The sequence below is a fragment of the Litorilinea aerophila genome, from assembly GCF_006569185.2.
GTDB lineage: Bacteria > Chloroflexota > Anaerolineae > Caldilineales > Caldilineaceae > Litorilinea > Litorilinea aerophila.
On record NZ_VIGC02000009.1, the window covers coordinates 122,965 to 145,044 of the forward strand.

A 22,080-nucleotide genomic window follows, 5' to 3' on the forward strand; every position below is an offset into this window, starting at 1 on the left:
GGTGAGTACAGTTGTTCTGATTTCATGTGTGAGTAAAAAATTGCCGCACAGGGCAAAAGCCAGGGATTTGTACGTCAGCCCACTATTCCGAATGAACCTGAAGTACGCCCAACGATTTTCGCCCAAACAGGTGTTTATTTTGTCTGCGAAATACGGTTTGGTGGAATTGGATGAAGAAATAGAGCCATACGATGTTACACTCAATAGTATGTCTGCCCGTGGACGAAGAAACTGGGCTAGGAAAGTCGTGGCGCAACTTCAAGAGTACTGCGATTTGGAGAAAGACCATTTTGTGATACTAGCCGGGCAGAAGTATCGGCAGTATCTGTTGTCGCATCTAAAATCCTACGAAGTGCCATTGGCGGGTTTGCCTATAGGAAAGCAGTTGCAGTTTTTGAAGCGGGAAACGTCATGGTAAGAGAGATTTGTCAGCAATTGCACGAACTCTTCAATGGGCTTCCGCGCTGTCGGTTTCCTTTCGCTGAATTGGCAATCCCCCGCAATGGTGTCTATGTTCTTTTCGAGAAAGGGGAATATGCACACGGTTTGGACCGCATTGTCAGGGTAGGAACGCACAGGGGAGACAATCAATTGCTTTCCCGGCTGAAACAGCACTTTGTGAATGAGAACAAAGACCGGAGCATCTTTCGGAAAAATATTGGACGTGCAATGCTTCGGCGCGAAAACGACCCGTTTCTTGAGCAGTGGAACTGGGATTTGACAACAAGGAGAGCAAGAGAGAAGTATGGCCCTTTGCTTGACGAAAGAAAACAGCATCAGGTAGAGAGAGCTGTAACAGCATACATTCAGGCAAATTTCTCGTTTGTGGTGTGTAGAGTGGATGAGAAGGAAGAACGATTGGAGTGGGAGCGTAAAATAATTTCGACAGTATCGTGGTGTCAAGAGTGTAGGCCATCTTCAACCTGGCTGGGGTTGCACTCTCCAAAGAAGAAGATACGAGAGAGTGGATTGTGGCTTGTCAACGAGTTGTACAAAGATGGCTTATCCTGGTCAGAGTTAGAAAAATTGAGGGCTATTGTGCAGGCTAACACCGGCTTCAGCGGACGCTCCGCTCGCTCGCTGCCGCTGAGCCACACGTCACCCATTTGATCGAGCCGGGGCTGAGTGCAAACGGTGACCCAGACGGCATACGGCAGGTGGTGGAGATCCTGCTCGACAACGCCATCAAATATGCCAATCCGGGCGGTTGGGTCACCCTGTCACTCACCCGGGCGGGCCGGCGCATCGCATTCACCGTCGCCAACAGCGGGCCGGAAATTGCGAAGGAAGACCTAGGGGACCGCCGCCGATATCGGCGGCGGTCCCCTTTTCCGCCTCCGTCACCTGTCGCCTACGCCACCCGCTCCAAAAAGCGCACGTCGTTTTCGTAGAAGTAACGGATGTCGTCGATGCCCCGCTTGAGGATGGCCTGCCGCTCGATGCCCATGCCGAAGGCGAAACCGCTGAAGACGGCCGGGTCGTAGCCGCCGTTGCGCAGGACCACCGGGTGCACCATCCCCGCGCCCAGAATTTCCAGCCAGCCGGTGTATTTGCACATCCGACAGCCCTGGGCGCCGCAGAGGATGCAGTCCACGTCCACTTCCACGCTGGGCTCGGTGAAGGGGAAGTAGGACTTGCGGAAGCGAATGCGCCGCCCTTCACCGTACATCTGATTGGCGAAGTTCAGCAGCACCCCCTTGAGGTCGCTGAAGGTGATGTTTTTGCCGATGGCCAGGCCCTCCACCTGGTAGAACATCATCTCAGAACGGGCCGTCACGTCCTCGTTGCGGTAGCACTTGCCCGGCAGGATCACCCGGATGGGTTCGGGCGCGTATTCCCGCATGGCATGGATCTGGCCCGGGCTGGTGTGGGTACGCAAGATCACGTCCGGGTTGGTGGTGAAGAAAGTGTCCTGCATCTCCCGGGCCGGGTGGCCAGGGGGGAAGTTGAGCAGCTCGAAGTTGTAGGCGTCGGTCTCCACCTCCCGGGCGTCGTAGACCTGGAAACCCATCTGCACGAAGATGTCCACGATCTCCCGCAGGGCGGCAGTGGTGGGGTGATATTTACCCACCACCGGCCGGCGGCCGGGCACGGTCACGTCCACGTGTTCGTGCTCCAGGGCCCGCTCCATCTCGGCCAGGGCAATGGCCTCCTGGCGCTGCTGGAGCGCCGCCTCCAGGGCCATCTTCACCTGGTTGGCCGCCTTGCCCACCACCGGGCGCTCCTCCCGGGGGAGTTGCCCCAGCCCGCTGAGCAGGGCCGTCACCTGACCCTTCCGCCCCAGGTATTCCCCGTACCAGGCCCGGGTCTCCTCGGTGGTGCTGGCCTGGGCCAGTTCGGCCAGCGCCTTCTCCTGTAGTGCCTCCAGTTGTTGCAACAGATCACTCATGGCGACGCTCATCCCCAAGAATTTGGTCCAGCCGGCCTCCACGGAGCCCCGCCCCCTCCAGGGTGGCGGGGGCAAGCCCGTCGATGGTCCCCAGCAAAATATCGCCGTGGAGTTCATCCAGCCGCACCGGCGTAATGGTGTTGTGCAGGTCCAGGTCGGCCGGGGCCAGGGCCATGACCCGCAGGTAGTTGTCTGTGTATCCGGCCCAGAGAACCGCATTGGTATCGGTCACGCTCTGGCGCTCTCCTTCCCAGAGGACAGGCCGCACCGTGCCCACGAAGCGCAGGCGCTCTGCCCGGCCGGTGCGCTCCACCACTTCGTGCAGCCGCCGGGAGCGCTCCTTCTTGACCCGACCGTCCACCTGGCCGTCGAAGCGGGCGGCTGCGGTGCCGGCCCGGGGGCTGAAGGGGAAGATGTGCGCGTGGGCGAAACGCATCTCCTCCACAAAGGCCATCCCCTGGACGAAATCCGCTTCGGTCTCGCCGGGGAAGCCCACGATCAGGTCGGTGGTGAGGATCAGGTCCGGGATGGCGGCCCGGGCTTCGGCCACCAGCTGTCGGAAACTGGCGGTGGTACAGCGGCGGGCCATGCGCCGCAGCAGCTTGTCGGTGCCCGCCTGGAGGGGCAGGTGCAGGTGGGGGCAGAGGCGGCCCGGCCAGCGCGCCCAGAGTTCGAAGAAGCCCTCGGCCAGCTCCCAGGGCTCCAGGCTGCTGAGGCGCAGGCGGGGGATGTCCGTATCGGTCAGGATGGCCGCGGTCAGCTCCTTGAGATCCGTCCGGGCCTTTCCGGCAAGATCCCGGCCGTAGCTGCCCAGGTGCACCCCGGTGAGCACCGCCTCCTGGACGCCGGCGGCGCACAGCTCCTGGATCTCCCGCACGATGTCGGCCACAGGTCGACTGCGGCTGGCGCCCCGGGCGATGGTGACCACGCAGAAGGTGCAGCGGTTGTTGCAGCCGTCCTGGACCTTGATGAAGGCCCGGGTGCGGCGTAGCTGCTCCGGCGCCACCCCGCCGAGGGGCTCCTCGAAGGGCGTGCCGTCTGGCTGCATGCGGGCCAGGTCGGCGGGATCATCCAGCTCCGCGCTCCAGGGCTCCAACAGGGTGTGGAGCAGGTCCTTGCGGCTGTTGTCGGCTACCAGGGCCACGCCGGGCAGGCGGGCAGCGGCCTGGGGCTCCAGGGAACTCCAACAGCCGGTGACCGCGATGCGGGCCGACGGGTTGAGCTTGTGGAGCTGGCGGATGCGCTGGCGGCTCTTGCTGGCCGCGGCGGCCGTGACCGCGCAGGTGTTGAAGACGACCACTTGGGCCTCCTCAGGGGAGGTCACCGTCTGGTGGCCGGCGTTGCGCAGCCGCTGGGCCAGGGTCTCCATTTCGCTGAAGTTGAGCCGACAGCCGATTTGATCCAGATATACCCGCATAACAGATCCGATATCCTGCGATTCCCGGATGGAAACGGGACCTACAGCTCGCCCCGGCGGGAACCGGCCGCCAGGGGACGAGAAAGGCGCACGTAGGTGCGGTTTTTATACCGCAAGGATGCCATCCCGTAGGAAACGGGACCTGCGGCTCGCCGCAGCAAAAGTATAGCACAGGCCCAGGAGATGGCAGGAATATTTCCCGGGCAGATTCCGGCCTTTGTGGAGGCCTATGGTACACTGGCGCACCAGGGATGCCCGTCATCGCCCATTTTCGTGGATGGAGAAGAGCTGTTGCCGATGTGGAAAAAGCATTGCCCGGCCCGCTGCCATGGAATGGTGCTTGGCCTCTACGCCGCCCTGGCCCTGGCCCTGAGCTGGCCCCTGCCCCGCTACCTCACCAGCCGGGTGCCCGGCGTTGCCCAGTGGGCCTTCGATGAATCCACCTTTCTCTGGAACGCCTGGTACCTGAAACATGCCCTGGTGGACCGGCTGAGCAATCCCCTCCACACGGAGCTGATCTACTATCCCCTGGGCATCGACCTGATCCTCCACACCTACAACTTTTTCCACGCCCTGCTGGCCCAGCCCATGATGCTGGCCGTGAACCTGCCCTTTGCCAGCAACGTGGCGCTCCTCTTGAGCACCGTGCTTAGCGCCTATGGCACCTTTCTCCTGGTCCTCTGGCTGCTGCGCAAGACGGGCCGGCAGCGGGGCATCCGGGCCGCGGCGGTGGTGGCCGGGCTGCTCTACGCCTTTGCCAGCAACCGGGCCGTCTACGCCGCCCTGGGCCACTACGACATGGTCACCACCCAGTGGATCCCCTTCTACGGGCTCATGCTCCTGCGCAGCCTGGACGGCACCCTACCGGCCCGCCGCCGCTACCAGGCCGCGGCCCTGGCCGGTTTCTTCCTGGCGCTCAACGGCCTGGCCGAGATGATCACGGCCATGTTCCTGGGCCTCTTCACCGGGCTGGTGTTGCTCTGGTGGGCGGTGAACTGGCTGAAGGACCGGCGCGGTCAGGCGACCTGGCCCGCGCCCCCGGTGTCGCCGGCGGGCGCCCTCGCCGCCCTGGCCCTGACCGGCGGCGTCACGGCCCTGGTGTGGGGACCGGCCCTGGTGCCCATCCTGGTTCAGTTCCTCACCGCCGACTTCGCGCTCAAGGGCTGGGGCGAAGCCATCCCCCTCAGCGTGGACCTGCTGGGTCTCTTCACCCCCACGGTGCTGCATCCGGTCTTCGGCGGCGACCTGGTGGCGGAGCTGCGGCGGGTACAGCTGCGCGCGCTGGAGATGGGCGTCACCGGCTTTCGGGATGTAAACACCGTCTTCCTGGGCTGGACGAGCCTGGCCCTGGCCCTGGTGGGCGCGCTAGCCCTGGGACGCCGGGTGCGCCTCTGGATCTGGACGGCCGTGCTCTTTGGGCTCTTCGCCCTGGGGCCCTTCCTGCAGATCAACGGCCGCTACCGCTTCGACCTGGACGGCGTGGAGGCCACCTTCCCCCTGCCCTACGCACTGCTCCACTACATCCCCATCGTCAAGGCCAACCGGGCGCCCAACCGCAACAGCGTCATCTTGATGCTGGCCCTGGCGGTGCTGGCCGGCTACGGCCTCCACTGGCTGCTGCAACGGCTGCCCACCGGGCGAGGCGGCCGTTTTTACAGCGGCCTGCTGCCGGCCCTGCTGGCCGGGCTCATCCTGTTCGAGCACCTGGCCGTACCTGCGCCCCTCTCCGACGCACGCATCCCCCAGGTCTACGCCCAGATCGCGGCGGACCCCCGGCCGGTGAGCGTCCTGCAATTGCCCCTGGGCTGGCGCAACAGCTTTGGCACCTGGGGCCCCGAACGCACCCAGCTTCAGTACTTCCAAACGGCCCACGGCAAACCCATGTTGGGCGGGAACATCAGCCGGGCGCCGGACTTCAAGATGGCCTACTTCCAGCGCATCCCCCTCTTCCAGGCCCTGGTGGACGCCCAGGTGGACGGCAAGGTGACGCCGGAGCTGGCAGAGGCGGCCCGCGCCCAGGCCGACGAGCTCATGTACCTCTACAACGTGGGCTACGTCCTCCTCTTCCCGCCCATCCCCCAGCGCTTTCCCTACGTGGACCACTGGCAGACGGCCTGGGACTTTGCCCGGGAGGTGTTGCCCCTGGAGGAAGAGCCCTTCTGGCGCGGGGAGGGCATCGAAGCGTACCGGGTGCGCCAGCCCGAGGGCGCCGACCACTTCCGCCTGGACCTGGGCCAGCCGGGCACCTATCCCTACCGGGGAGAGGGCTGGGACAACGCAGAGATCGACGCGCCCTACGAGGTGGACGCCATCTGGGCCACGGCCCGGACCAGCCGGCTCTTTGTGCCCCTGCGCCAGGTGGATCCAGCCGCTGGCTACACGGTGGCCGTGCGGGCCCACCCCTTCGCCTACCCGGGCAGCGAACCCCAGACCCTGGCCCTGGCCGTCAACGGCCGGCTCCTGGAGACCCAGACCCTGGCCGATGGCTGGCAGGAGGTGACGTGGACCGTGCCGGGCTCGGCCCTGGTGGATGGGCTCAACCGGCTGGAGCTGCGTTGGGGGGCCACGGCCGTGCCCCGGACTGTGCTGGGGGGCAGTCGCCAGATCGGCAGCACGGGCGTTTCCCTGCCCGTGGATGCGGATCTGAAGGGCTTTGCCGACGGCGGCTACATCGCCCTCTTCGACGAGGTGGGCAATCAGGTGGACGCCGCGGCAGGACGGCGGGGAGTCAACGTGACGGTGCTGGATCCGGAGAGCGGGGCGGTGCTGGACAAGGTGGGGTTCGACACGGCGGCCAACGTTTACGAGAGCCAGGCCCTGGCCGACTACCTGGCCCGGATCCAGCCTGGGCACCCGGTGTTGGTGGTGAGCCACGGCGACGCCACGGCGCACCTCACGGAAGAGGCAGTGGCGGGGCTGCGGGGGCTCGGCGTGGATGTGACGCTGGCGGCGTTGCAGGGCCAGCACTTCGCCATCATTGGCGTGCAGGGTGCCGCGCCCGGCACCGCCCTGGCCGTGCTGGATCCCCAGGAGGCGTTCCTGCGTCTCAGCCTGAACCCGGATCGGCGCCCCCTGGCCGCGGCGGTAGACTGGGTGGAGATCCGCTCGCCTTGAGGCACGCCCGGCGGTGTCTCTAGTACAGCCTGGCGTAAATACCACGACAGAAATTCCGGCTGCCCTCTGGGTGCGCTACCGCTGGTGGAACCTATCGGCGAATTTCTGCCGGGATTTACTAGGGCCTTGAGGCGGGGGGAGCGTCAGCGGTCCTCCATGGGCAGGCGGCGCGCCCGGTGGCGCTGGTAGAGGGCGACCATCCGTTCCCAGGGGAGCATGCTGGTGCGCAGACGCAGGAGGGTGTAGAAGGCTTTGTAGATTTCCCGCTTGCTGATCTTGCTGGCGCCTTCGGTGCGGTTGACAAAGGTGATGGGCACCTCGCCAATGCGAAAGCCGGCCTGCTGGCAGTGGAAAGCCATTTCGATGAGAAAGCTGTAACCGCTGCTGAAGATGGCGTCCAGGTCGATGGTCTCCAGCACCCGCCGGCGGTAACAGCGAAAACCGGCCGTGCAGTCCCGGACGGTCACCCCCAGCAGCACGTGGGCCAGCCAGTTGGCGCTGTAGCTGACAAACTGGCGCCAGGGGGTGGTGCCCACGATGCGGCCGCCGGGCACGTAACGGCTGCCCACCACCAGGTCATAGCCGGAGGCAGCCTTTTCCAGCAGTGCGGGGACACTGGCGGGATGGTGACTGAAGTCGGCGTCCATGGTGCAGAGGTACTGGTAGCCCCGGGCCAGGCCAAAGGCGAAGCCGGCCTTGTAGGCGGTGCCCAGGCCCAGCTTGCCCTCCCGCTGCAGCACGAACACGCCCGGATCCCGGGCGGCCAGCTCCAGGGCGATCTGCCCTGTACCGTCGGGAGAGTTGTCGTCCACCACCAGGACGTGGACGTCACCGGGGAGGCCCCGCAGCGCCGCCACCAGGCGGGCCAGGTTTTCCCGTTCGTTGTAGGTTGGCACGATCATCAATGCCTGACCGGACCAGCTGACTGCCATGCCTGCGCTACCTCTGCCATCCAGGACTACAGTACCATCCAGCGACATCGGGCGGCTGGGAGCCGTCCCTGGGCAGACCGGCACCCCTTCTCATAGGTGCAGCTCGTCGCTGTGCTTCGTCGCTGTCCCTTTCACTCGCCCAAGTGGGTGCATTTTGAAATCAAGCGCACCACGCTACTGTACAATCACTCTACTGCACACAGGTCAAATGAGGACGCCGACCCACGCAGATGAACGCAGATTCGGTTTACTCTCTCCTGCGTTTCTTTGCGCCTTTGCACCTTTGCGCCTTTGCGTTCCAAAATACCCTTTTTCCAGGCGAGTCAAAAGATTATTGAATAAATAGTGCCAATGGTCAAATTACTACCCACTGCCCGCACCGACCGACAGATCGTCCTGCTGCTGATGGCGGCCACCCTGGCCCTCTACGTGCGGATGGCCGCGCCCGACATGCTGCCCGGCGATTCGGGCGAGTTCCAGTTCGCGGCCTGGCGGCTGGGCCTGGCCCACCCCACGGGCTATCCCCTCTACCTGTTGCTGGGCAGTGCCTGGCAGCATCTCCTGGCCGTCCTGGGCCTGAACCCGGCCGCGGCCCTGAACCTCTTCAGCGGCGTGGTGGGTGCGCTGGCGGTGGGCCAGCTCTACCGGCTCATGTACTATTGGCTGGACGGGCCGGCGGCCCTCCGGCGGGCGACGGCGCTCTTCGTCGCGGCCTACTTTGCCGTCAACCCCACCTTCTGGAGCCAGAACCTGATCGCCGAGGTCTACACCCTGCACGCCCTCTTCGTGCTGCTCATCCTCCTGGCCGTGCCTGGGCTGGAGGCCATCCCCCCGGCCAGGAAGCGGAAACGGCCAATCATCACCACCCCGCGGCTGGTGGGGCTGGCGGGGCTGGTCGGGCTTTCCCTCACCCACCACGCCATGACCCTCCTCTGGATCCCTCCCCTGCTGCTGGCCCTCTGGCTGCTGGATGGGCGCTGGTGGCGCTCGTGGGGGCTGTTGGCGGCGGTCGGGGCCGGCCTGGCGCCCCTGGTCCTCTACCTGTACATCCCGCTGCGCAGCGGGCCAACAGCCTCCCCCTGGTATCACCAGCGGCTGGATGGATCCGTCCTGAGCCTGTACCGGGGCGACTGGGCCTCGTTTCTGGATTTCGTCACCGGCCGCTCCATCTCGGTGGGGTTCAAGGGAGCGGCGGAGGCCCTGGCCGGCCTGGGGGACGCGGCGTTCCTCTGGCGGCTCCACTTCGGCTGGCCCGGCCTGGTGCTGATGGCCCTGGGCCTGCTTGCCCTGGCCCGGTCTGGACGTCGCCCGCTCCTGGCCCTGACCGTCACTTACGCGCTGCTCCAGCAGCTCTTCAACCTGTTCTACAACATCGGCGATATCCTGGTTTACTACATCCCCCTCTACCTGGTGGCTACCCTCTGGATTGGCTTCGGCGTCCACAGCCTCGCGGCCGGCCACTGGCTGCCTGGCGCGCGGCCATCTGAGCCCCAGGATCCTCCCCAGGCTCAAGACAGCGCCGGGGCGGGCGGCCGCCCCTCGCCCGGGTTCCTGTTCGGTCTGCTGGCCATCGGCCTGGCCTGTCTGTTGCCCCTGCAACAGTGGCGTGCCTACGCCGGCATTCTGGATCAGTCCCAGATGCGGAGTACCCGCCAGCAGTGGGAGCAGATCCTGGCGGCTCAGCCACCGGCGAACGCCATCCTGGTCAGCAACGACCGCAACGAGATCGTCCCCCTCTTCTACCTGCAGGCGGTGGAGGGGCGTGCCCAGGGGATGACCGGCCTCTTCCCCCTGATCATGCCTGACCCCCGCTTTGCCGACATTGGGGCCACCCTGGACACCGCCCTGGCTGAAGGCGGGGAGCGCCCGGTCTACCTGATCAAAGCCATGCCCGGCCTGGCCGTGAAGTATGAACTGATGCCGGGCCCGGGTCCCCTGGTGCAGGTGATCGGGCCGGTGACGGCTGAGCCGGCCCGGCCGGTGATGCGGGAGCTGGGGCCGCTGACCTTGTTGGGCTACACGTGGACGGAGCAGGGTGACCAGGTGACCATCCGGCTCTTCTGGCGGGTGGACCAGCGGCTTCCCGGCGACTTCACCACCACGGTCCAGCTGCTGGATGACCGGGGGGACAAACTGGCGCAGCACGACGCACCGCCGGGAGACGTCTACTATCCCACGTCCCTGTGGAAGCCAGGGGAAGTGCTGACAGAGGCCCACGCCCTACCCCTGGACGCGGCGCGGCAGGCCCGCTCCCTGCTGGTGGGCCTTTACCGCCAGCCGGACCTGGCCCAACTGGCCCCGCCCCTGGAGCTGCCGTTGGCCCCGTAACCGCGGCCTTGCCCCCCTGTCTTCCTGTCTTCCAACGGCGTTGACAGGGGATGCGTCCTGTTGTATATTCCCAGACGCCGGCTTGGGATAAACGTCACAATCCGGCGGCACCCTGGCCATTCACCGACACAACTGGCTCCGGATTACTGTTCTTCATTCGACCTTCGTTCGACCTTGACCACCTGTTCGTCCCGACCTGATGAATGCAGAGGAGAGCCGTACCTATGCGAAACAAACGAGCCTGGTTCCTACTCACAGTAATGATGGTGGCGGCCCTGCTGCTGAGCGCCTGCCCGGCTGCCACCCCGGCCCCCGGTGGCGCACCCGCTGCCGGCGAAGAGACATCGGCTGCGACGGAGGCCGCCCCCGAAGCCCCGGCGGCTGACGCAGGCGGCGTCCAGATCCCGGACATCGAGGAGGGCAAGTTTAACGTCGCCTTCGTCTACGTAGGCCCCATCGGCGACGGCGGCTGGACCTACGCCCACAACCAGGGACGCCTCTACCTGGAGGAACAACTGGGTGACCAGGTCCACACGGCCTACCTGGAGAGCGTGCCCGAGGGAGCGGACGCGGTACGGGTGATCCGCAGCCTGGCCCGCAAGGGCTTCAACGCCATCTTCACCACCTCCTTCGGCTACATGGATCCCACCGAAGAAGTGGCGGCCGAATTCCCGGACATCTACTTCGTCCACATCTCCGGCTTCAAGAAGAACGACACCAACTTCGCCAACCTCTTCGGCGCCATGGAGGACATGAAGTACCTGGCTGGGATGATTGCAGGCGCCCGGGCCAAGGCCGATGGCTCCAATCGGGTGGGCTACATCGCCCCCTTCCCCATCGCCGAGGTGATCCGCCTGGGCAACGCCCTGGCCCTGGGCATGCGCCGAACCTGCCCCGAGTGTGAGATGGACATCCGCTGGATCTTCACCTGGTTCGACCCGGACAAGGAACGGGAGGCGGCCATCTCCCTGCTGGACGCCGGCGCCACCGTGGTGGTGACCGGGGCCGATACGCCTGGGCCGGTGCAGGCAGCCGGCGAGCGGGGCCTCTACGGCATCGGCTATGACAGCGACAACGCCTGCGAGGTGGACCCCGAACACTGCCTCACCGTGCCGTACTGGCACTGGGGCCCGGCCTATGCGCAGCTGGTCCAGCAGATGATGGACGGCACCTTTGTGCCGGACGACTACTACTTTGACGCGGACACGGGCATCGTGGGTCTGCTGGGCTTCATGGAGGGACAGGAGCCCATGCCCGCCGTGCCCGAGGAAGTCATCCCCGAGGTGCGGGAGCTTCTGGCCCAGATGTTGGCCGGCGAATTTGACCGCTTTGACATCTTCACCGGCCCGATTTACGACAACAAGGGGAACCTGGTGGTGCCCGAAGGTCAACAGCTCACCCAGTCGGACCTGGAAGGCATCGACGCCGAGCTGGGCGCCATGCTGGGCCGGGAAGGCTGCACCATCTGCATGAACTGGCTGGCCGAGGGCTTCGTGCCGGACGCGGAGATTCCCCAGAACTGACGTAGTTTAGTAAATCCCGGCAGAAATTCGCCGACGGTTTCCACCAGAGGTCGTGCCGCCGAATTTCTGCCGTGGTATTTACGCCAGACGGTATTAGTTTATGGTGCGTGGTGCGTGCATCCATGGACACCACCCTCCATGGCCGGCACGTTGCCTGACGCACCACGCACCATGCATGACGCACCACGCCACAGAGAGCAGCAGGGCATGACCGAAGCCGAACTGGCCTTTGAACTGCGCGACATCACCAAACGGTTCCCCGGCGTGGTGGCCTGCGACCGGGTCACCTTCAGCGCCCGCAAGGGCGAAGTCCACGCGCTGTTGGGAGAAAACGGGGCCGGGAAGTCCACGCTGATGAACATCCTCTCCGGCCTCTACCGCCCCGATGAGGGCACCATCTTCATCCAGGGCAGGCCCGTGAACTTCCACTCCCCCCGGGATGCCATCCAGGCCGGCGTGGGGATGGTCCACCAGCACTTCATGTTGGTCCCCTCCCAGACGGTGGCCGAGAATGTGATCCTGGGCCTGAACCACGTGGGCTTCATCCTGGACACCCGGGCCATCGAAGCGGAGGTGCGCCGCCTGGGGGAACAGTACGGCCTGCCCGTGGACCCCACGGCCAAGGTGTGGCAGCTTTCCGTGGGGGAACAACAGCGGGTCGAGATCATCAAGATGCTCTACCGGGGGGCGGAGATCCTGATCCTGGACGAGCCGACGGCGGTGTTGACGCCCCAGGAAGCCCAGGAGCTCTTTCGCACCCTGCGAGAGATGACCGCTGCGGGCAAAACGGTCATCTTCATCAGCCACAAGCTGGATGAAGTGCTGGCCGTGGCCCACCGCATCACAGTGTTGCGCCAGGGCCGCCACGTGGCCACCGTGGACGCCGCAGCCATGACCAAGGCGGAGCTGGCCAGCCTGATGGTGGGCCGGGAGGTGCTCTTCCGGGTGGAAAAGCCCCCCTGCCAGCCCGGCGAACCCCGCCTGATCCTCCGGGATGTGGAAGCGGTGGACGACAAAGGCGTGCCGGCCCTGCGGGGGCTTTCCCTGACCGTCCACGCGGGCGAGATTGTGGGCATCGCCGGCGTGGCGGGCAACGGACAACGGGAGCTGGCCGAGGTCATCTGCGGGCTGCGCCCCACCACCGGCGGCGAGATCCGGGTGGTGAACCGGCCGGTCACCAATGCCCCTCCCATCGTCATGATCGAGGCGGGCGTGGCCTACGTGCCGGAGGACCGCAGCGCCACCGGCACTGCGCCCAACCTCTCGGTGGCGGAAAACCTGGCCCTGAAGGGCTACCGCCGGCCCGGCATCGGCGGCCGCTGGCTGGTGAACCGGCGGGCCATGTTGGAAGAGGCCCGGCGGCTGGTGCGGGAGTTCAACATCGCCACCCCCACTGTGGAGACACCGGCCCGCAAGCTCAGCGGCGGCAACCTCCAGAAGGTGATCCTGGCCCGGGAGATCGCGCAGCAGCCGGCGGTGACCGTGGCCGCCTACCCCACCCGGGGGCTGGACATCGGCGCCACGGAACAGGTCCGCCGCATCCTCATCCAGGAGCGAAGCCAGGGAGCCGCCATCCTGCTCATCTCGGAAGATTTGGACGAAATCCTGGCCCTGGCCGACCGCATTCTGGTGCTCTACGAAGGGCGCATCATCGGCGAAGTGCCCGCGGCGGAAGCTAACCTGGAGCAGATCGGCCTGATGATGGCGGGCCAGAAGCTGGAGGTCCAATGACCACGCGCTCTGCCGCAGCCCTCCCTGGCGCCCGCCGGCGGCTCCGCCTGGAACGCCGCCTGGAACAGCCCCGTTGGCTCCAGTTCCTTTCTCCGGTCATCCTGATCGCGGCCGCCCTGCTGGTGGGCGGGCTCCTCTTGCAGATCGCAGGGGCCAACCCCTGGCTGGTCTATCGGCGCATGGCCCAGGTGGCCTTTGGCTCGGCCTACGGCTGGTCCGACACCACCGTGAAGGCCACGCCCCTGATCCTGGCCGGCCTGGGCGTGGCGCTGGCCTTCCGCATGCGCCTGTGGAACATCGGCGCGGAGGGGCAGCTCTTCCTGGGTGCGTTCATGGCCTCGGGCGTGGCCCTCCACTGGCTGCCGCCGGAAACACCCCGCCCCCTCATGCTCACGGCCATGGCCGTGGCCGGCTTTGTGGGCGGTGCCCTCTGGGGCCTGATCCCGGGCCTCCTCAAGGCATGGCTCAACGTCAACGAGATCATCACCAGCCTGATGCTGAACTACGTGGCCATCTACTGGAACAACTACTTCATCTATGGCCCGTGGAGCCAGCGGGGCTTTGGCCTGACGCCCACTTTTCCCCGTTCGGCATGGATGCCCCGCTTCACCGACTATGCGGAGACCTTTCCCGCCCTGCGGGGCCTGACGGCCCACTTCGGCATCTTCCTGGGGATTGGCCTGGCGCTGCTCATCTGGCTGGTGTTGCGCTACACCCGCTGGGGCTTCGAGATCAACGTCATTGGCGACAACCCCCGGGCAGCCCGCTATGCCGGCATTCACCTGGGGCGCAACATCGTCCTGGCCATGATCTTGAGCGGCGGCCTGGCCGGCCTGGCCGGCATGAGCGAAGTGAGCGGCGTGGTGCATCGCCTGCAGGAACGCTTTTCCCCGGGCTATGGCTTCACGGCCATCATCATCGCCTGGCTGGCCAAGCTGAACCCGCTGGCCATCGTGCTGGTGGCGTACCTGTTCGGCGGACTGCTGGTGGGCGGCGATGAGATTCAACCGGCGGGGATCGCCCAGCTCCTGCAGGGGGTGATCCTGTTTGTGGTGGTGGGCGGCGAGGTTCTCCTACAGTATCGCGTCCGGTGGACGCGATAGGCCCATGGAAGCGGTGAGCCGTTGAAGAAGCGGCAGAAGAAGTAGCATGGAACTGGCCCTGATCGTCAACATTCTGGCTGCGGGCATCCGCTCGGGGACGGCCATCCTCTTTGCCACCCTGGGAGAAATTTTCGCCGAGCGAGCGGGCGTGCTCAACCTGGGGGTGGAGGGGATGATGCTCATGGGCGCCATGAGCGCCTTTGGTGTGGCCGCCAACACGGGCAACCCCTGGCTGGGCCTGCTGGTGGCGGCAGGCGCCGGGGGGCTGATGGCCCTGCTCCACGCCTTTGTCACCGTCACCCTCCGGGCCGACCAGGTGGTGAGCGGCCTGGCGTTGACCTTCCTGGGCACGGGGCTGAGCGCGGTCCTGGGCGCGCCCCTGGTGGAGGTGAAGCAGGCCCCCCGGCTGCCCACCTGGTCCATCCCCGGCCTTGCGGAGCTCCCCCTGCTGGGCCCCGTCCTCTTTCAGCACAACGTAATCGTCTACGTGGGCATGCTGTTGGTGCCCCTGGCCTGGTTTTACATCTACCGCACCCGACCGGGGCTGGAGCTGCGGGCCATCGGCGAGTACCCGGCAGCGGCCGACGTGCTGGGCGTCAATGTCTACGCGCAGCGCTACGCCTATGTGGTGCTGGGCGGCGTCCTGGCCGGCATCGGCGGCGCAGCCCTGAGCCTGGCCATCACCCCCCTCTGGATCGAGGGCATGACGGCCGGCCAGGGCTGGATCGCGGTGGGGCTGGTGATCTTTGCCGGCTGGGATCCGGTCCGGGCGGCGCTGGGCTCCTACCTCTTCGGGGCCATCCGTCGGCTGCCCCTGGACCTTCAAAACCTGGCCTTTTTTCTGCGCAACCCAACTTATGGATATTTCATGAACATGTTACCCTATCTCTTCACCATCCTCGTCCTGGTCATTGGCTCTCGGGAGGCCATGCGAAGGCGGCTGGGCGCGCCGGCGGCGTTGGGCCAGCCCTACGTGCGGGAGGAGCGCGGCGTCTGATGTTGCCCCAATCCCATGTAGCCTACACCTGGTGTGCCCTCAGCTTAGCCCAGGAGCACCTGGACGTGGCACCGGATGCCGACTATCGGCTGGTGGCCCTGGCGGCCATGGGCCCCGATCTGGTGGACAAGCCCCTGGCCTGGGCCTACTTTTATCGCCGCTACCGGGCGGCGGTGCTCTTTGCCCACACGCTCCTGGCGCATGTGGCGGTCCTGCTGCTCACAGCCCAACGATTTCCCCAGGCCTGGATCTACACCCTGGCCTTTGTGGGCCATGCCGTGCTGGACCGGCTTTGGTTCTTCCCGGACACCTTCTACTGGCCGCTGCGGGGCTGGCGTTTCCACGTCTGGCGCAAGCAGGGCTCCGAGCAGGCGGCCATCAGCCAGGCCTACTGGCATGCCTTCACCCGTCGCCCGGAGCTCTGGATCTGGGAGCTCGGTGGGCTGCTGGCCCTGGCCTGGTTCATCTGGCGTCACCAGCTCTACCGTCCTTCACACTTGCTCCGCTTCCTCCTCACAGGCAGGCCGCCCGCTGTCAATAGACGTGGCTGAACCCGGCCCTTTCCCCACGGAACCAAACACACCGTGCCCCCTGCGCACTTTCGGTTTCCCGCGAGGCCCGTGATACAATCCACCGGGTGAGATTTCGGTCACCCCGTGCCACGGATACAGTGTCACGGGCAGAAGGTCCCAGGCAGACAGGATTTCAGGGGAGGAGCGGCAACACAGGGTTCATGCAGACGACACCCACTTCGGCCGGCGTTGTACAGTCCACCGGGCGGCGCGTGCTGGTCAACACCGGCGCGCTGACCAGTTCCAGCCTCTGGCGCATCGCCCTGAGCTTCGTGCTGCAGGTGCTCATCGCCCGGGGGCTGGGGGTGGCTGCCCTGGGCCAGTACACGGTGGCCATGGCCTACCTCAACGTCAGCCAGGTGATCAGCGAACTGGGGCTGCCGGTGCTGCTGGTGCGCGACCTGGCCCAGATGCCCACCCGACGCCGGGCCTATTTTCGAACAGCGCTGTGGGTGCAGATGGCGTCGGCTTTGCTCACCTGGGGGGGTCTAGTCCTCCTCACCCTGGTACTGCCCTTCTCCGCCAGCACCCGCCCGGCCCTGTGGCTGGTTGGAGCATCCCTGCCCTTCTTCGCCGTCACCTCCGTATGCGAGACCTTGTTCCAGGCCGGCGAGCGTATGGAACTGGTGATGGGCATCGAAATGCTGGTCAACCTCCTCATTGTGGCCGTCAGCCTGGTGGCCCTCTGGCTGGGGGGGGAAGTCCTGCACCTGATCGGGGTCCTGATCCTGACCCAGCTCTTTTCGGCGCTCTTCTGCCTGTGGCTGGTGGGGCGCAGCGGACTGCTGGCCGAACCCCAGGAGGGGGTGGCGGTCTCGCCCCGGATGCTCTTCCGGCAGGCGCCGCCCTTTCTGGGCCTGACCCTGGCCGATGTGCTGCTCCAGCGCATGGACATCCTGCTCTTGAGTGTGCTGGGCGGTGAAACCATGACTGGCCTCTACAGTGCGGCCTACAACCTGGTGCGGGTAGCCCTGAAGTTGATCCAGAGCTTCGGCCGCGCCCTCTACCCCACCTTCAGCCGGCTGCGCCACCAGGCCCTGGAGACCTACCATCGCCTGGCGGCCTTGAGCCTGCGCTACGGGCTTCTGATCCTCTTGCCAGCTGCGGCCCTGGGCACGGCCCTGGCGCCGGACCTGCTCCATTTGGTCTATGCCCAGGACTACGTCCAGGCAGCCCCCATCTTTCAGGTATTGCTCTGGCTGCCCCCCTTCTTCCTGTTGGAAACCTATGCCGTCACCCTGTTGATGGTGGAACGGCACCCTGGCCACAGCCTGCTCATCAGCGGGCTCCATGTGGGCGTGCTGCTGGTGGCCATGCCCCCCCTGATCTGGGTGGGGGGGGCCCAGGGGGCGGCGTGGGCTGTGCTGCTGGCGGGTGGCGCGGGCGTCCTGGGGAGCCTGTGGTTCCTGCGGGGGAAGCGACTGGCCCCGGCGTTGGGACAGCTCTGGCCCATGGGGGCGGCCTCGGCGCTGGCCCTGGTGTTGGCCATCTGGCTGCCCATGGCCTGGCCCTGGCGTCTGCTGGCCAGCGCTACCCTCTACGCCCTGCTGGCCTGGTTCACGGGCATGGTGGCGCCGGACGACATTCAGCTCTTCCGACGGGTCTTGCGCCACGGCAAGGGCTGATTTGGGTAGCCGGGTCGCTGTCCGTTACAATGGCCAGTCGGGGATGGTGGACAGAATCGTTGCATTCAGACCTGTTTCCACCGATACGAGTTGCCAGCTCAGCGAGGATCGCCAACGGCGTATGTCACAGCAAACTTCAGCCGCGGCAGAGGTGTCACCCACGGACTCGTCCAACGGGAAGCGTTATCGGGTCCTGATGATTGCGCCCACCAGCTTCTTTGCCGACTATGGATGCCATGTGCGCATCCTGGAAGAGGCGCGCATCCTCCAGAAGTTGGGGCATCAGGTCACCATCGTCACCTACCGCAACGGCCAGGACGTACCGGGGCTGGACATTCGGCGTACCCTGCCCATCCCCTGGCGCACCCACTATGAAGTGGGCTCCAGCCGCCATAAAATTGCCTTTGACGCGCTGTTGGGGGTGGAAACCCTGGCCCTGCTGGCCCGGCGGCGCTTTGACGTCATCCACGCCCACCTTCACGAGGGCGCCCTCATCGGCCTGGTTTTGGGGCGGCTCTTCGGCATCCCCACGGTGTTTGACTTCCAGGGCAGCCTCACGGAAGAGATGATTGACCACCATTTCCTGCGGCGGGAGAGTCCCTTCTACCCTCCACTGCGCAGCCTGGAGACGTGGATCACCCGTTCTGCTCCCGTTATCCTCACCAGCACCGGCCATGCCCGGCGCTTTTTGTTGGAACAATTCCACTGTCGGCCTGAGCAGATCCGGGCGTTGCCGGACTGTGTCAATGCGGACGTCTTCCGGCCGGCCGACGATTTCCCGCCGGAGGAGCTGGCCGCGCTGCGCAGCTCCCTGGGCATTCCCGCCGATGCCAGGGTCATCGTCTACCTGGGTCTGCTGGCCGAATACCAGGGGACGGGCCTGTTGTTGGAGGCGGTGGAACGTATCCTGCGTCACCACAGCAACGTATACCTGTTGCTGATGGGCTTCCCCAGCGTTCAACTGTACCGGGCTAAGGCAGAAGCCCTGGGCATTGGCCACGCCGTGATCACCACTGGCCGCATCCCGTACCAGGAGGCTCCCCGCTACCTGGCCCTGGGCCATGTGGCTGCGGCGCCCAAGCTGAGCCTGACCGAGGGCTCCGGCAAGCTGCTCAACTACATGGCCACGGCCTTGCCCACGGTGGCCTTCGACACGCCGGTGGCGCGGGAGTATCTGGGGGCGGACGGGCTATTGGCGAAGCGAGGCGATGTGGAAAGCCTGGCCGAGCAGCTGAGCGCCGCCCTTTTTCCGCCTCCTGGTCAGGCGGATCGCTATCGGGCGTGTGGTCAGCGGCTTCGCCGGCGGGTCATCCAGCATTTCGACTGGGAACAGGCCGGCCGGGAAATTGTGGCCATCTACCGCCAGTTGCGGGAGGGGCGACGGCGGCGCATGTCGACGGGCCCGGAAGGTATGGAGAAAGGATTTCGAGATGAAACCGCTTGATCCGCTTCAAAGTGACCATCCTGGCAGGCGAAGAATAGGCAGCCGCTGGTCCGGCGTTTCCATCCTGGGAAAGTTGATGTGGTGCTGTCTCCTGGTGACCCTGGCACTGGCCTGGGGTGTTGCGCCGGCCCGGGCCGAATTAACGGCCACCAACTTTGGACTGCGCATCGAGTACCCCATCCCCAACAAAGCCCTCCATGTGGTCATCCAGGCGCCTGGCCAGCTCTGGTTTACGGCACCGGAGGCCAACGCCGTGGGCAAGCTCACCGTTCTCTCGGGCCCCAATGATCCTCTGGTGACCTATACCATCTCCTACGTCCTGCTGGATCCCGGCAGTGAGCCCTTTGGCCTGGTCTACCATGATGATGCCGTCTGGTTTACCCAGCGGGGTGCCAATAAGTTGGGGCGCATCGACGTGAATAGCCAGGCCCTGACCGAATACGCCATCCCGACGCCCAACAGCGAACCCATGGGGATCGCGCGGGCCCCGGATGGAACCCTCTGGTTCACCCAGCGAGGGGCCAATCAACTGGGACGCTTCGACCCTACGACCCAAACGTTTCAGGCGTATCCCCTGCCGGGCAACCTCTTCACCACCACAGAACCCCGCCTGCGGGAAATTCTGGTGAAGAACAACAATGAGATCTGGTTCACCGCGCCCGGTGCCGGCGCCGTGGGCAACTACCGAGTCGACACCGATCAGTTTTTTGCCGTCTACACCCTGGGACAGGCCAGGCCCATGGACCTGGTGCTGGATAGCTCGGGGCGCCTCTGGACCACCCAGTTCGAGCAGAATGCTCTGGCCGCCTACGCACCGGGTACCCTGAGCCTGTGGACACCCTACCCCGTCACCACGCCCAACAGCGGGCCAGTGGGCATTTTGTTCCGCAACAACGGCGCCACCTGGGATTTTTGGTTCACCGAAAATCAAAGTGGCCTGGCCGGTCGCCTGACCATCCGCCCCAACGGCCAGTTTGTGAAGCTCCAGGAATTTCCCCTGGGCCAGGGAAGTGCGCCCTGGGACATTGTTATGGACAGCAACAACCATGTGTGGATCACCGATCAAGGTCGCAACGTGATCATTGAACTCCGGCCGCCGTACCTGAACGCGATCTACATGCCGTGGATTGCCCGGCAATAGGACGTTGTCCGCCTATAGGGTGGGCATGGCCGTTCGACTTCTGGCAGAAGCCGAACGGCTTTTTGATGGCCAGGATGCACCGTCACGATGTACCTTGGATGCATCGGATTTTATACGCAGGAGGTTTATGTGAAATTCAAATACGCAGCGTTGGGAATCTGGCTTGGGCTGTTCTTCATGCTGGTTCTCGCCCCCTGGCAGGTAGCCCAGGCGGCCGAAGGCACCTTCCCCACCAGCGGTGCGGCTGACGAGTCCACCGCGCCCCTTTGTCGCTTCGGCGTTAACGGCGACGTGGCGGGCTTCGACATTGCCCCTTTCCGGGTGAGCTGGTATGTGGATTACGGTGCACACAGCGACGCGGTGCGCCCCAATGGCATCCAATATATGCCTATCATTCGGCTGCGGCAGCAGGGAGAGAGCTATCGCTACTCTCTGAATTCCAGCCATATCCCCCTCAGCAACCAGACAGAGTTGATCCAGACCATCCAGAGCCTCCCGGGTGCGGAGTGGTTCATCGGCAATGAGCCGGACCGCCGGGATTATCAAGACGACGTAGAGCCCCGCATCTACGCCCAGGCGTACCACGAGCTTTATACCCTGATCAAGACCACCGATCCCACAGCCAAAGTGATTGTGGGGGCCATTGTCCAGCCTACGCCTCTGCGGCTGCAGTACCTGGACATGGTCTTGGACGCCTATCATCGTCGGTACCATCAGCCGCTGCCGGCGGATGGCTGGTCGTTCCATAACTTCATCTTGAACGAGAAGGCCTGCGAAGGCCCCAATGACTACGACTGTTGGGGCGCTGGCATTCCACCCGGAATTAACGCCTCCGAGGGCCTGCGGGTGCGGCCAGAGGATAATGACGACATGGATCTGTTCATTGCCCAGGTCAGGCGCTTCCGTCAGTGGCTCAAAGATCGGGGTTACCAGGGCGCCCGGGTCTACCTGTCCGAATATGGGGTGTTGATGCCAAACATCTTCGAGCCGCCGGCGGACTTTCCCCCTTCTCGGGTCAATGCGTTCATGAACGCCACCTTCGACTACCTGCGCACAGCGACGGACCCGGTGTTGGGCGACCCTAACGACGGCTACCGGCTGGTTCAACGCTTCTCCTGGTATAGTGTCCAGGATCAGACTTTCAACGGCTACCTGTTTGAGCCCGATCCGGCCAACCCCGGCAGCTATCGTCGCTCGCCCATGGGCGACAACTTCGTCAACTATACGGCCAACATCGCCGCCGAGCACGACCTGACCGTGAGCCAGATCGTGGTCAACCCGCCCGCGCCGCTGGCTTCGGAGGGCAATGTAGACTTCACCGTGCGGGCCCGGGTGGCCAACAGCGGCAACCTGCTGGCCAAGCAAAGCTTCAAAGTACGCTTCTACAACGGTGATCCCCAGGCTGGCGGCGTCCAGATCGGTGCAGAACAGACCGTCTCCCTTTCGGGCTGTGGCGACTATCAAGATGTGGAGATCCTCTGGCCGAATGTAGCACCCGGCAATTACACGATCTATGTGGTGGTCGATCCCGCCCAGGCGGTGGTCGAAACCAATGAAAACAACAACATCCGCAGCCGGGCTATCTTCTTTGCCGACCATCGGATTTTCCTACCGATTGTCGGTCGGAACATCTACGTTCGATAGCCATTTATCTGGCATCCGGTCGATGGGATGAGCGGCATTCTTTACAAGGGCAGGCGCCTCTGGTATCCTCTCATGAAGCAGGGCTGTGTCAGCCCTGCTTCATTGCTGGAATGGACTGAT

17 protein-coding genes are annotated in these 22,080 nt (G+C 64.9%); 14 read left to right on the forward strand and 3 right to left on the reverse strand.

What is annotated here, in order from left to right; translation table 11 throughout:
• Position 1: 1 nt before the first annotated feature.
• From FKZ61_RS08900 to FKZ61_RS24450, 3 genes are read left to right on the forward strand one after another with little or no spacing between them, the layout of a single operon-like run.
• Positions 2–418: a DUF6884 domain-containing protein gene (locus FKZ61_RS08900; RefSeq protein WP_211358483.1), complete on the forward strand. Its 417-nt coding sequence runs from the start codon at positions 2–4 to the stop codon at positions 416–418.
• Positions 412–1,110 carry a hypothetical protein gene (locus FKZ61_RS08905; protein ID WP_211358484.1) on the forward strand — a complete coding sequence of 233 codons (699 nt, stop codon included), beginning with the start codon at positions 412–414 and terminating at the stop codon, positions 1,108–1,110. The genes FKZ61_RS08900 and FKZ61_RS08905 overlap by 7 nt, the downstream gene beginning before the upstream one ends.
• On the forward strand, positions 1,107–1,391 hold the full coding sequence (locus tag FKZ61_RS24450; RefSeq protein WP_141609731.1) for an ATP-binding protein: 285 nt from the start codon (positions 1,107–1,109) through the stop codon (positions 1,389–1,391). The genes FKZ61_RS08905 and FKZ61_RS24450 overlap by 4 nt, the downstream gene beginning before the upstream one ends.
• Here the strand turns inward: FKZ61_RS24450 and pheS are convergent.
• Together pheS and mtaB are read right to left on the reverse strand one after the other, a co-directional pair.
• Positions 1,352–2,389 (reverse strand): phenylalanine--tRNA ligase subunit alpha, encoded by a 1,038-nt coding sequence (gene pheS / locus FKZ61_RS08910; protein WP_141609732.1) that lies wholly within the window; start codon positions 2,387–2,389, stop codon positions 1,352–1,354. The genes FKZ61_RS24450 and pheS overlap by 40 nt on opposite strands.
• Positions 2,382–3,806: a tRNA (N(6)-L-threonylcarbamoyladenosine(37)-C(2))-methylthiotransferase MtaB gene (mtaB, locus tag FKZ61_RS08915; RefSeq protein WP_141609733.1), complete on the reverse strand. Its 1,425-nt coding sequence runs from the start codon at positions 3,804–3,806 to the stop codon at positions 2,382–2,384. Before mtaB ends, pheS begins: the two co-directional genes overlap by 8 nt.
• 297 nt (positions 3,807–4,103) lie before the next feature.
• On the opposite strand from mtaB, the gene FKZ61_RS08920 reads away from it, so the two are divergent.
• Complete coding sequence (locus tag FKZ61_RS08920; protein ID WP_141609734.1) at positions 4,104–6,920, forward strand: interleukin-like EMT inducer domain-containing protein; 2,817 nt, start codon at positions 4,104–4,106, stop codon at positions 6,918–6,920.
• Between the two features lie 143 nt (positions 6,921–7,063).
• On the opposite strand, the gene FKZ61_RS08925 is transcribed toward FKZ61_RS08920, so the two are convergent.
• Positions 7,064–7,852 (reverse strand): polyprenol monophosphomannose synthase, encoded by a 789-nt coding sequence (locus FKZ61_RS08925; protein WP_141609735.1) that lies wholly within the window; start codon positions 7,850–7,852, stop codon positions 7,064–7,066.
• Between the two features lie 351 nt (positions 7,853–8,203).
• On the opposite strand from FKZ61_RS08925, the gene FKZ61_RS08930 reads away from it, so the two are divergent.
• The 10 genes from FKZ61_RS08930 to FKZ61_RS24260 all read left to right on the forward strand — a co-directional run bounded on the left by FKZ61_RS08930 (position 8,204) and on the right by FKZ61_RS24260 (position 21,960).
• Positions 8,204–10,180 carry a glycosyltransferase family 117 protein gene (locus FKZ61_RS08930; protein ID WP_141609736.1) on the forward strand — a complete coding sequence of 659 codons (1,977 nt, stop codon included), beginning with the start codon at positions 8,204–8,206 and terminating at the stop codon, positions 10,178–10,180.
• Between the two features lie 224 nt (positions 10,181–10,404).
• The gene (locus tag FKZ61_RS08935; RefSeq protein ID WP_141609737.1) at positions 10,405–11,703 is read left to right on the forward strand and encodes a BMP family ABC transporter substrate-binding protein; all 1,299 of its coding nucleotides are present in this window, start codon (positions 10,405–10,407) and stop codon (positions 11,701–11,703) included.
• A gap of 207 nt (positions 11,704–11,910) precedes the next feature.
• A complete protein-coding gene (locus tag FKZ61_RS08940; RefSeq protein WP_141609738.1) occupies positions 11,911–13,434 on the forward strand; it encodes an ABC transporter ATP-binding protein in 1,524 nt (507 codons plus the stop codon).
• Complete coding sequence (locus tag FKZ61_RS08945) at positions 13,431–14,537, forward strand: ABC transporter permease (protein WP_141609739.1); 1,107 nt, start codon at positions 13,431–13,433, stop codon at positions 14,535–14,537. Before FKZ61_RS08940 ends, FKZ61_RS08945 begins: the two co-directional genes overlap by 4 nt.
• Positions 14,538–14,583: 46 nt before the next feature.
• Positions 14,584–15,534 (forward strand): ABC transporter permease, encoded by a 951-nt coding sequence (locus tag FKZ61_RS08950; protein ID WP_141609740.1) that lies wholly within the window; start codon positions 14,584–14,586, stop codon positions 15,532–15,534.
• Entirely contained in the window at positions 15,534–16,085 is a 552-nt protein-coding gene (locus FKZ61_RS08955; RefSeq protein WP_141609741.1) for a metal-dependent hydrolase, read from the forward strand. The genes FKZ61_RS08950 and FKZ61_RS08955 overlap by 1 nt, the downstream gene beginning before the upstream one ends.
• A 182-nt stretch (positions 16,086–16,267) precedes the next feature.
• Complete coding sequence (locus FKZ61_RS08960; protein ID WP_141609742.1) at positions 16,268–17,731, forward strand: flippase; 1,464 nt, start codon at positions 16,268–16,270, stop codon at positions 17,729–17,731.
• A gap of 121 nt (positions 17,732–17,852) precedes the next feature.
• Positions 17,853–19,175: a glycosyltransferase family 4 protein gene (locus FKZ61_RS08965; protein ID WP_229964194.1), complete on the forward strand. Its 1,323-nt coding sequence runs from the start codon at positions 17,853–17,855 to the stop codon at positions 19,173–19,175.
• Between the two features lie 76 nt (positions 19,176–19,251).
• Positions 19,252–20,316 (forward strand): Vgb family protein, encoded by a 1,065-nt coding sequence (locus FKZ61_RS08970; protein ID WP_141609743.1) that lies wholly within the window; start codon positions 19,252–19,254, stop codon positions 20,314–20,316.
• Positions 20,317–20,445: 129 nt separating this feature from the next.
• Positions 20,446–21,960 carry a CARDB domain-containing protein gene (locus FKZ61_RS24260; protein WP_170199466.1) on the forward strand — a complete coding sequence of 505 codons (1,515 nt, stop codon included), beginning with the start codon at positions 20,446–20,448 and terminating at the stop codon, positions 21,958–21,960.
• Positions 21,961–22,080 lie beyond the last annotated feature (120 nt).

Excerpts from the sequence above, each read along its gene's own strand:
- FKZ61_RS08955 (WP_141609741.1), top strand. The coding sequence starts at position 15,534 with ATGTTGCCCCAATCCCATGTAGCCTACACCTGGTGTGCCCTCAGCTTA.
- FKZ61_RS08950 (WP_141609740.1), top strand. The coding sequence starts at position 14,584 with ATGGAACTGGCCCTGATCGTCAACATTCTGGCTGCGGGCATCCGCTCG.
- FKZ61_RS08970 (WP_141609743.1), top strand. The coding sequence starts at position 19,252 with ATGTGGTGCTGTCTCCTGGTGACCCTGGCACTGGCCTGGGGTGTTGCG.
- FKZ61_RS08960 (WP_141609742.1), top strand. The coding sequence starts at position 16,268 with ATGCAGACGACACCCACTTCGGCCGGCGTTGTACAGTCCACCGGGCGG.
- FKZ61_RS08945 (WP_141609739.1), top strand. The coding sequence starts at position 13,431 with ATGACCACGCGCTCTGCCGCAGCCCTCCCTGGCGCCCGCCGGCGGCTC.
- FKZ61_RS08930 (WP_141609736.1), top strand. The coding sequence starts at position 8,204 with ATGGTCAAATTACTACCCACTGCCCGCACCGACCGACAGATCGTCCTG.
- FKZ61_RS08940 (WP_141609738.1), top strand. The coding sequence starts at position 11,911 with ATGACCGAAGCCGAACTGGCCTTTGAACTGCGCGACATCACCAAACGG.
- pheS (WP_141609732.1), bottom strand. The coding sequence starts at position 2,389 with ATGAGTGATCTGTTGCAACAACTGGAGGCACTACAGGAGAAGGCGCTG.
- FKZ61_RS08965 (WP_229964194.1), top strand. The coding sequence starts at position 17,853 with ATGTCACAGCAAACTTCAGCCGCGGCAGAGGTGTCACCCACGGACTCG.
- FKZ61_RS08935 (WP_141609737.1), top strand. The coding sequence starts at position 10,405 with ATGCGAAACAAACGAGCCTGGTTCCTACTCACAGTAATGATGGTGGCG.
- FKZ61_RS08920 (WP_141609734.1), top strand. The coding sequence starts at position 4,104 with ATGTGGAAAAAGCATTGCCCGGCCCGCTGCCATGGAATGGTGCTTGGC.
- mtaB (WP_141609733.1), bottom strand. The coding sequence starts at position 3,806 with ATGCGGGTATATCTGGATCAAATCGGCTGTCGGCTCAACTTCAGCGAA.
- FKZ61_RS08905 (WP_211358484.1), top strand. The coding sequence starts at position 412 with ATGGTAAGAGAGATTTGTCAGCAATTGCACGAACTCTTCAATGGGCTT.
- FKZ61_RS08925 (WP_141609735.1), bottom strand. The coding sequence starts at position 7,852 with ATGGCAGTCAGCTGGTCCGGTCAGGCATTGATGATCGTGCCAACCTAC.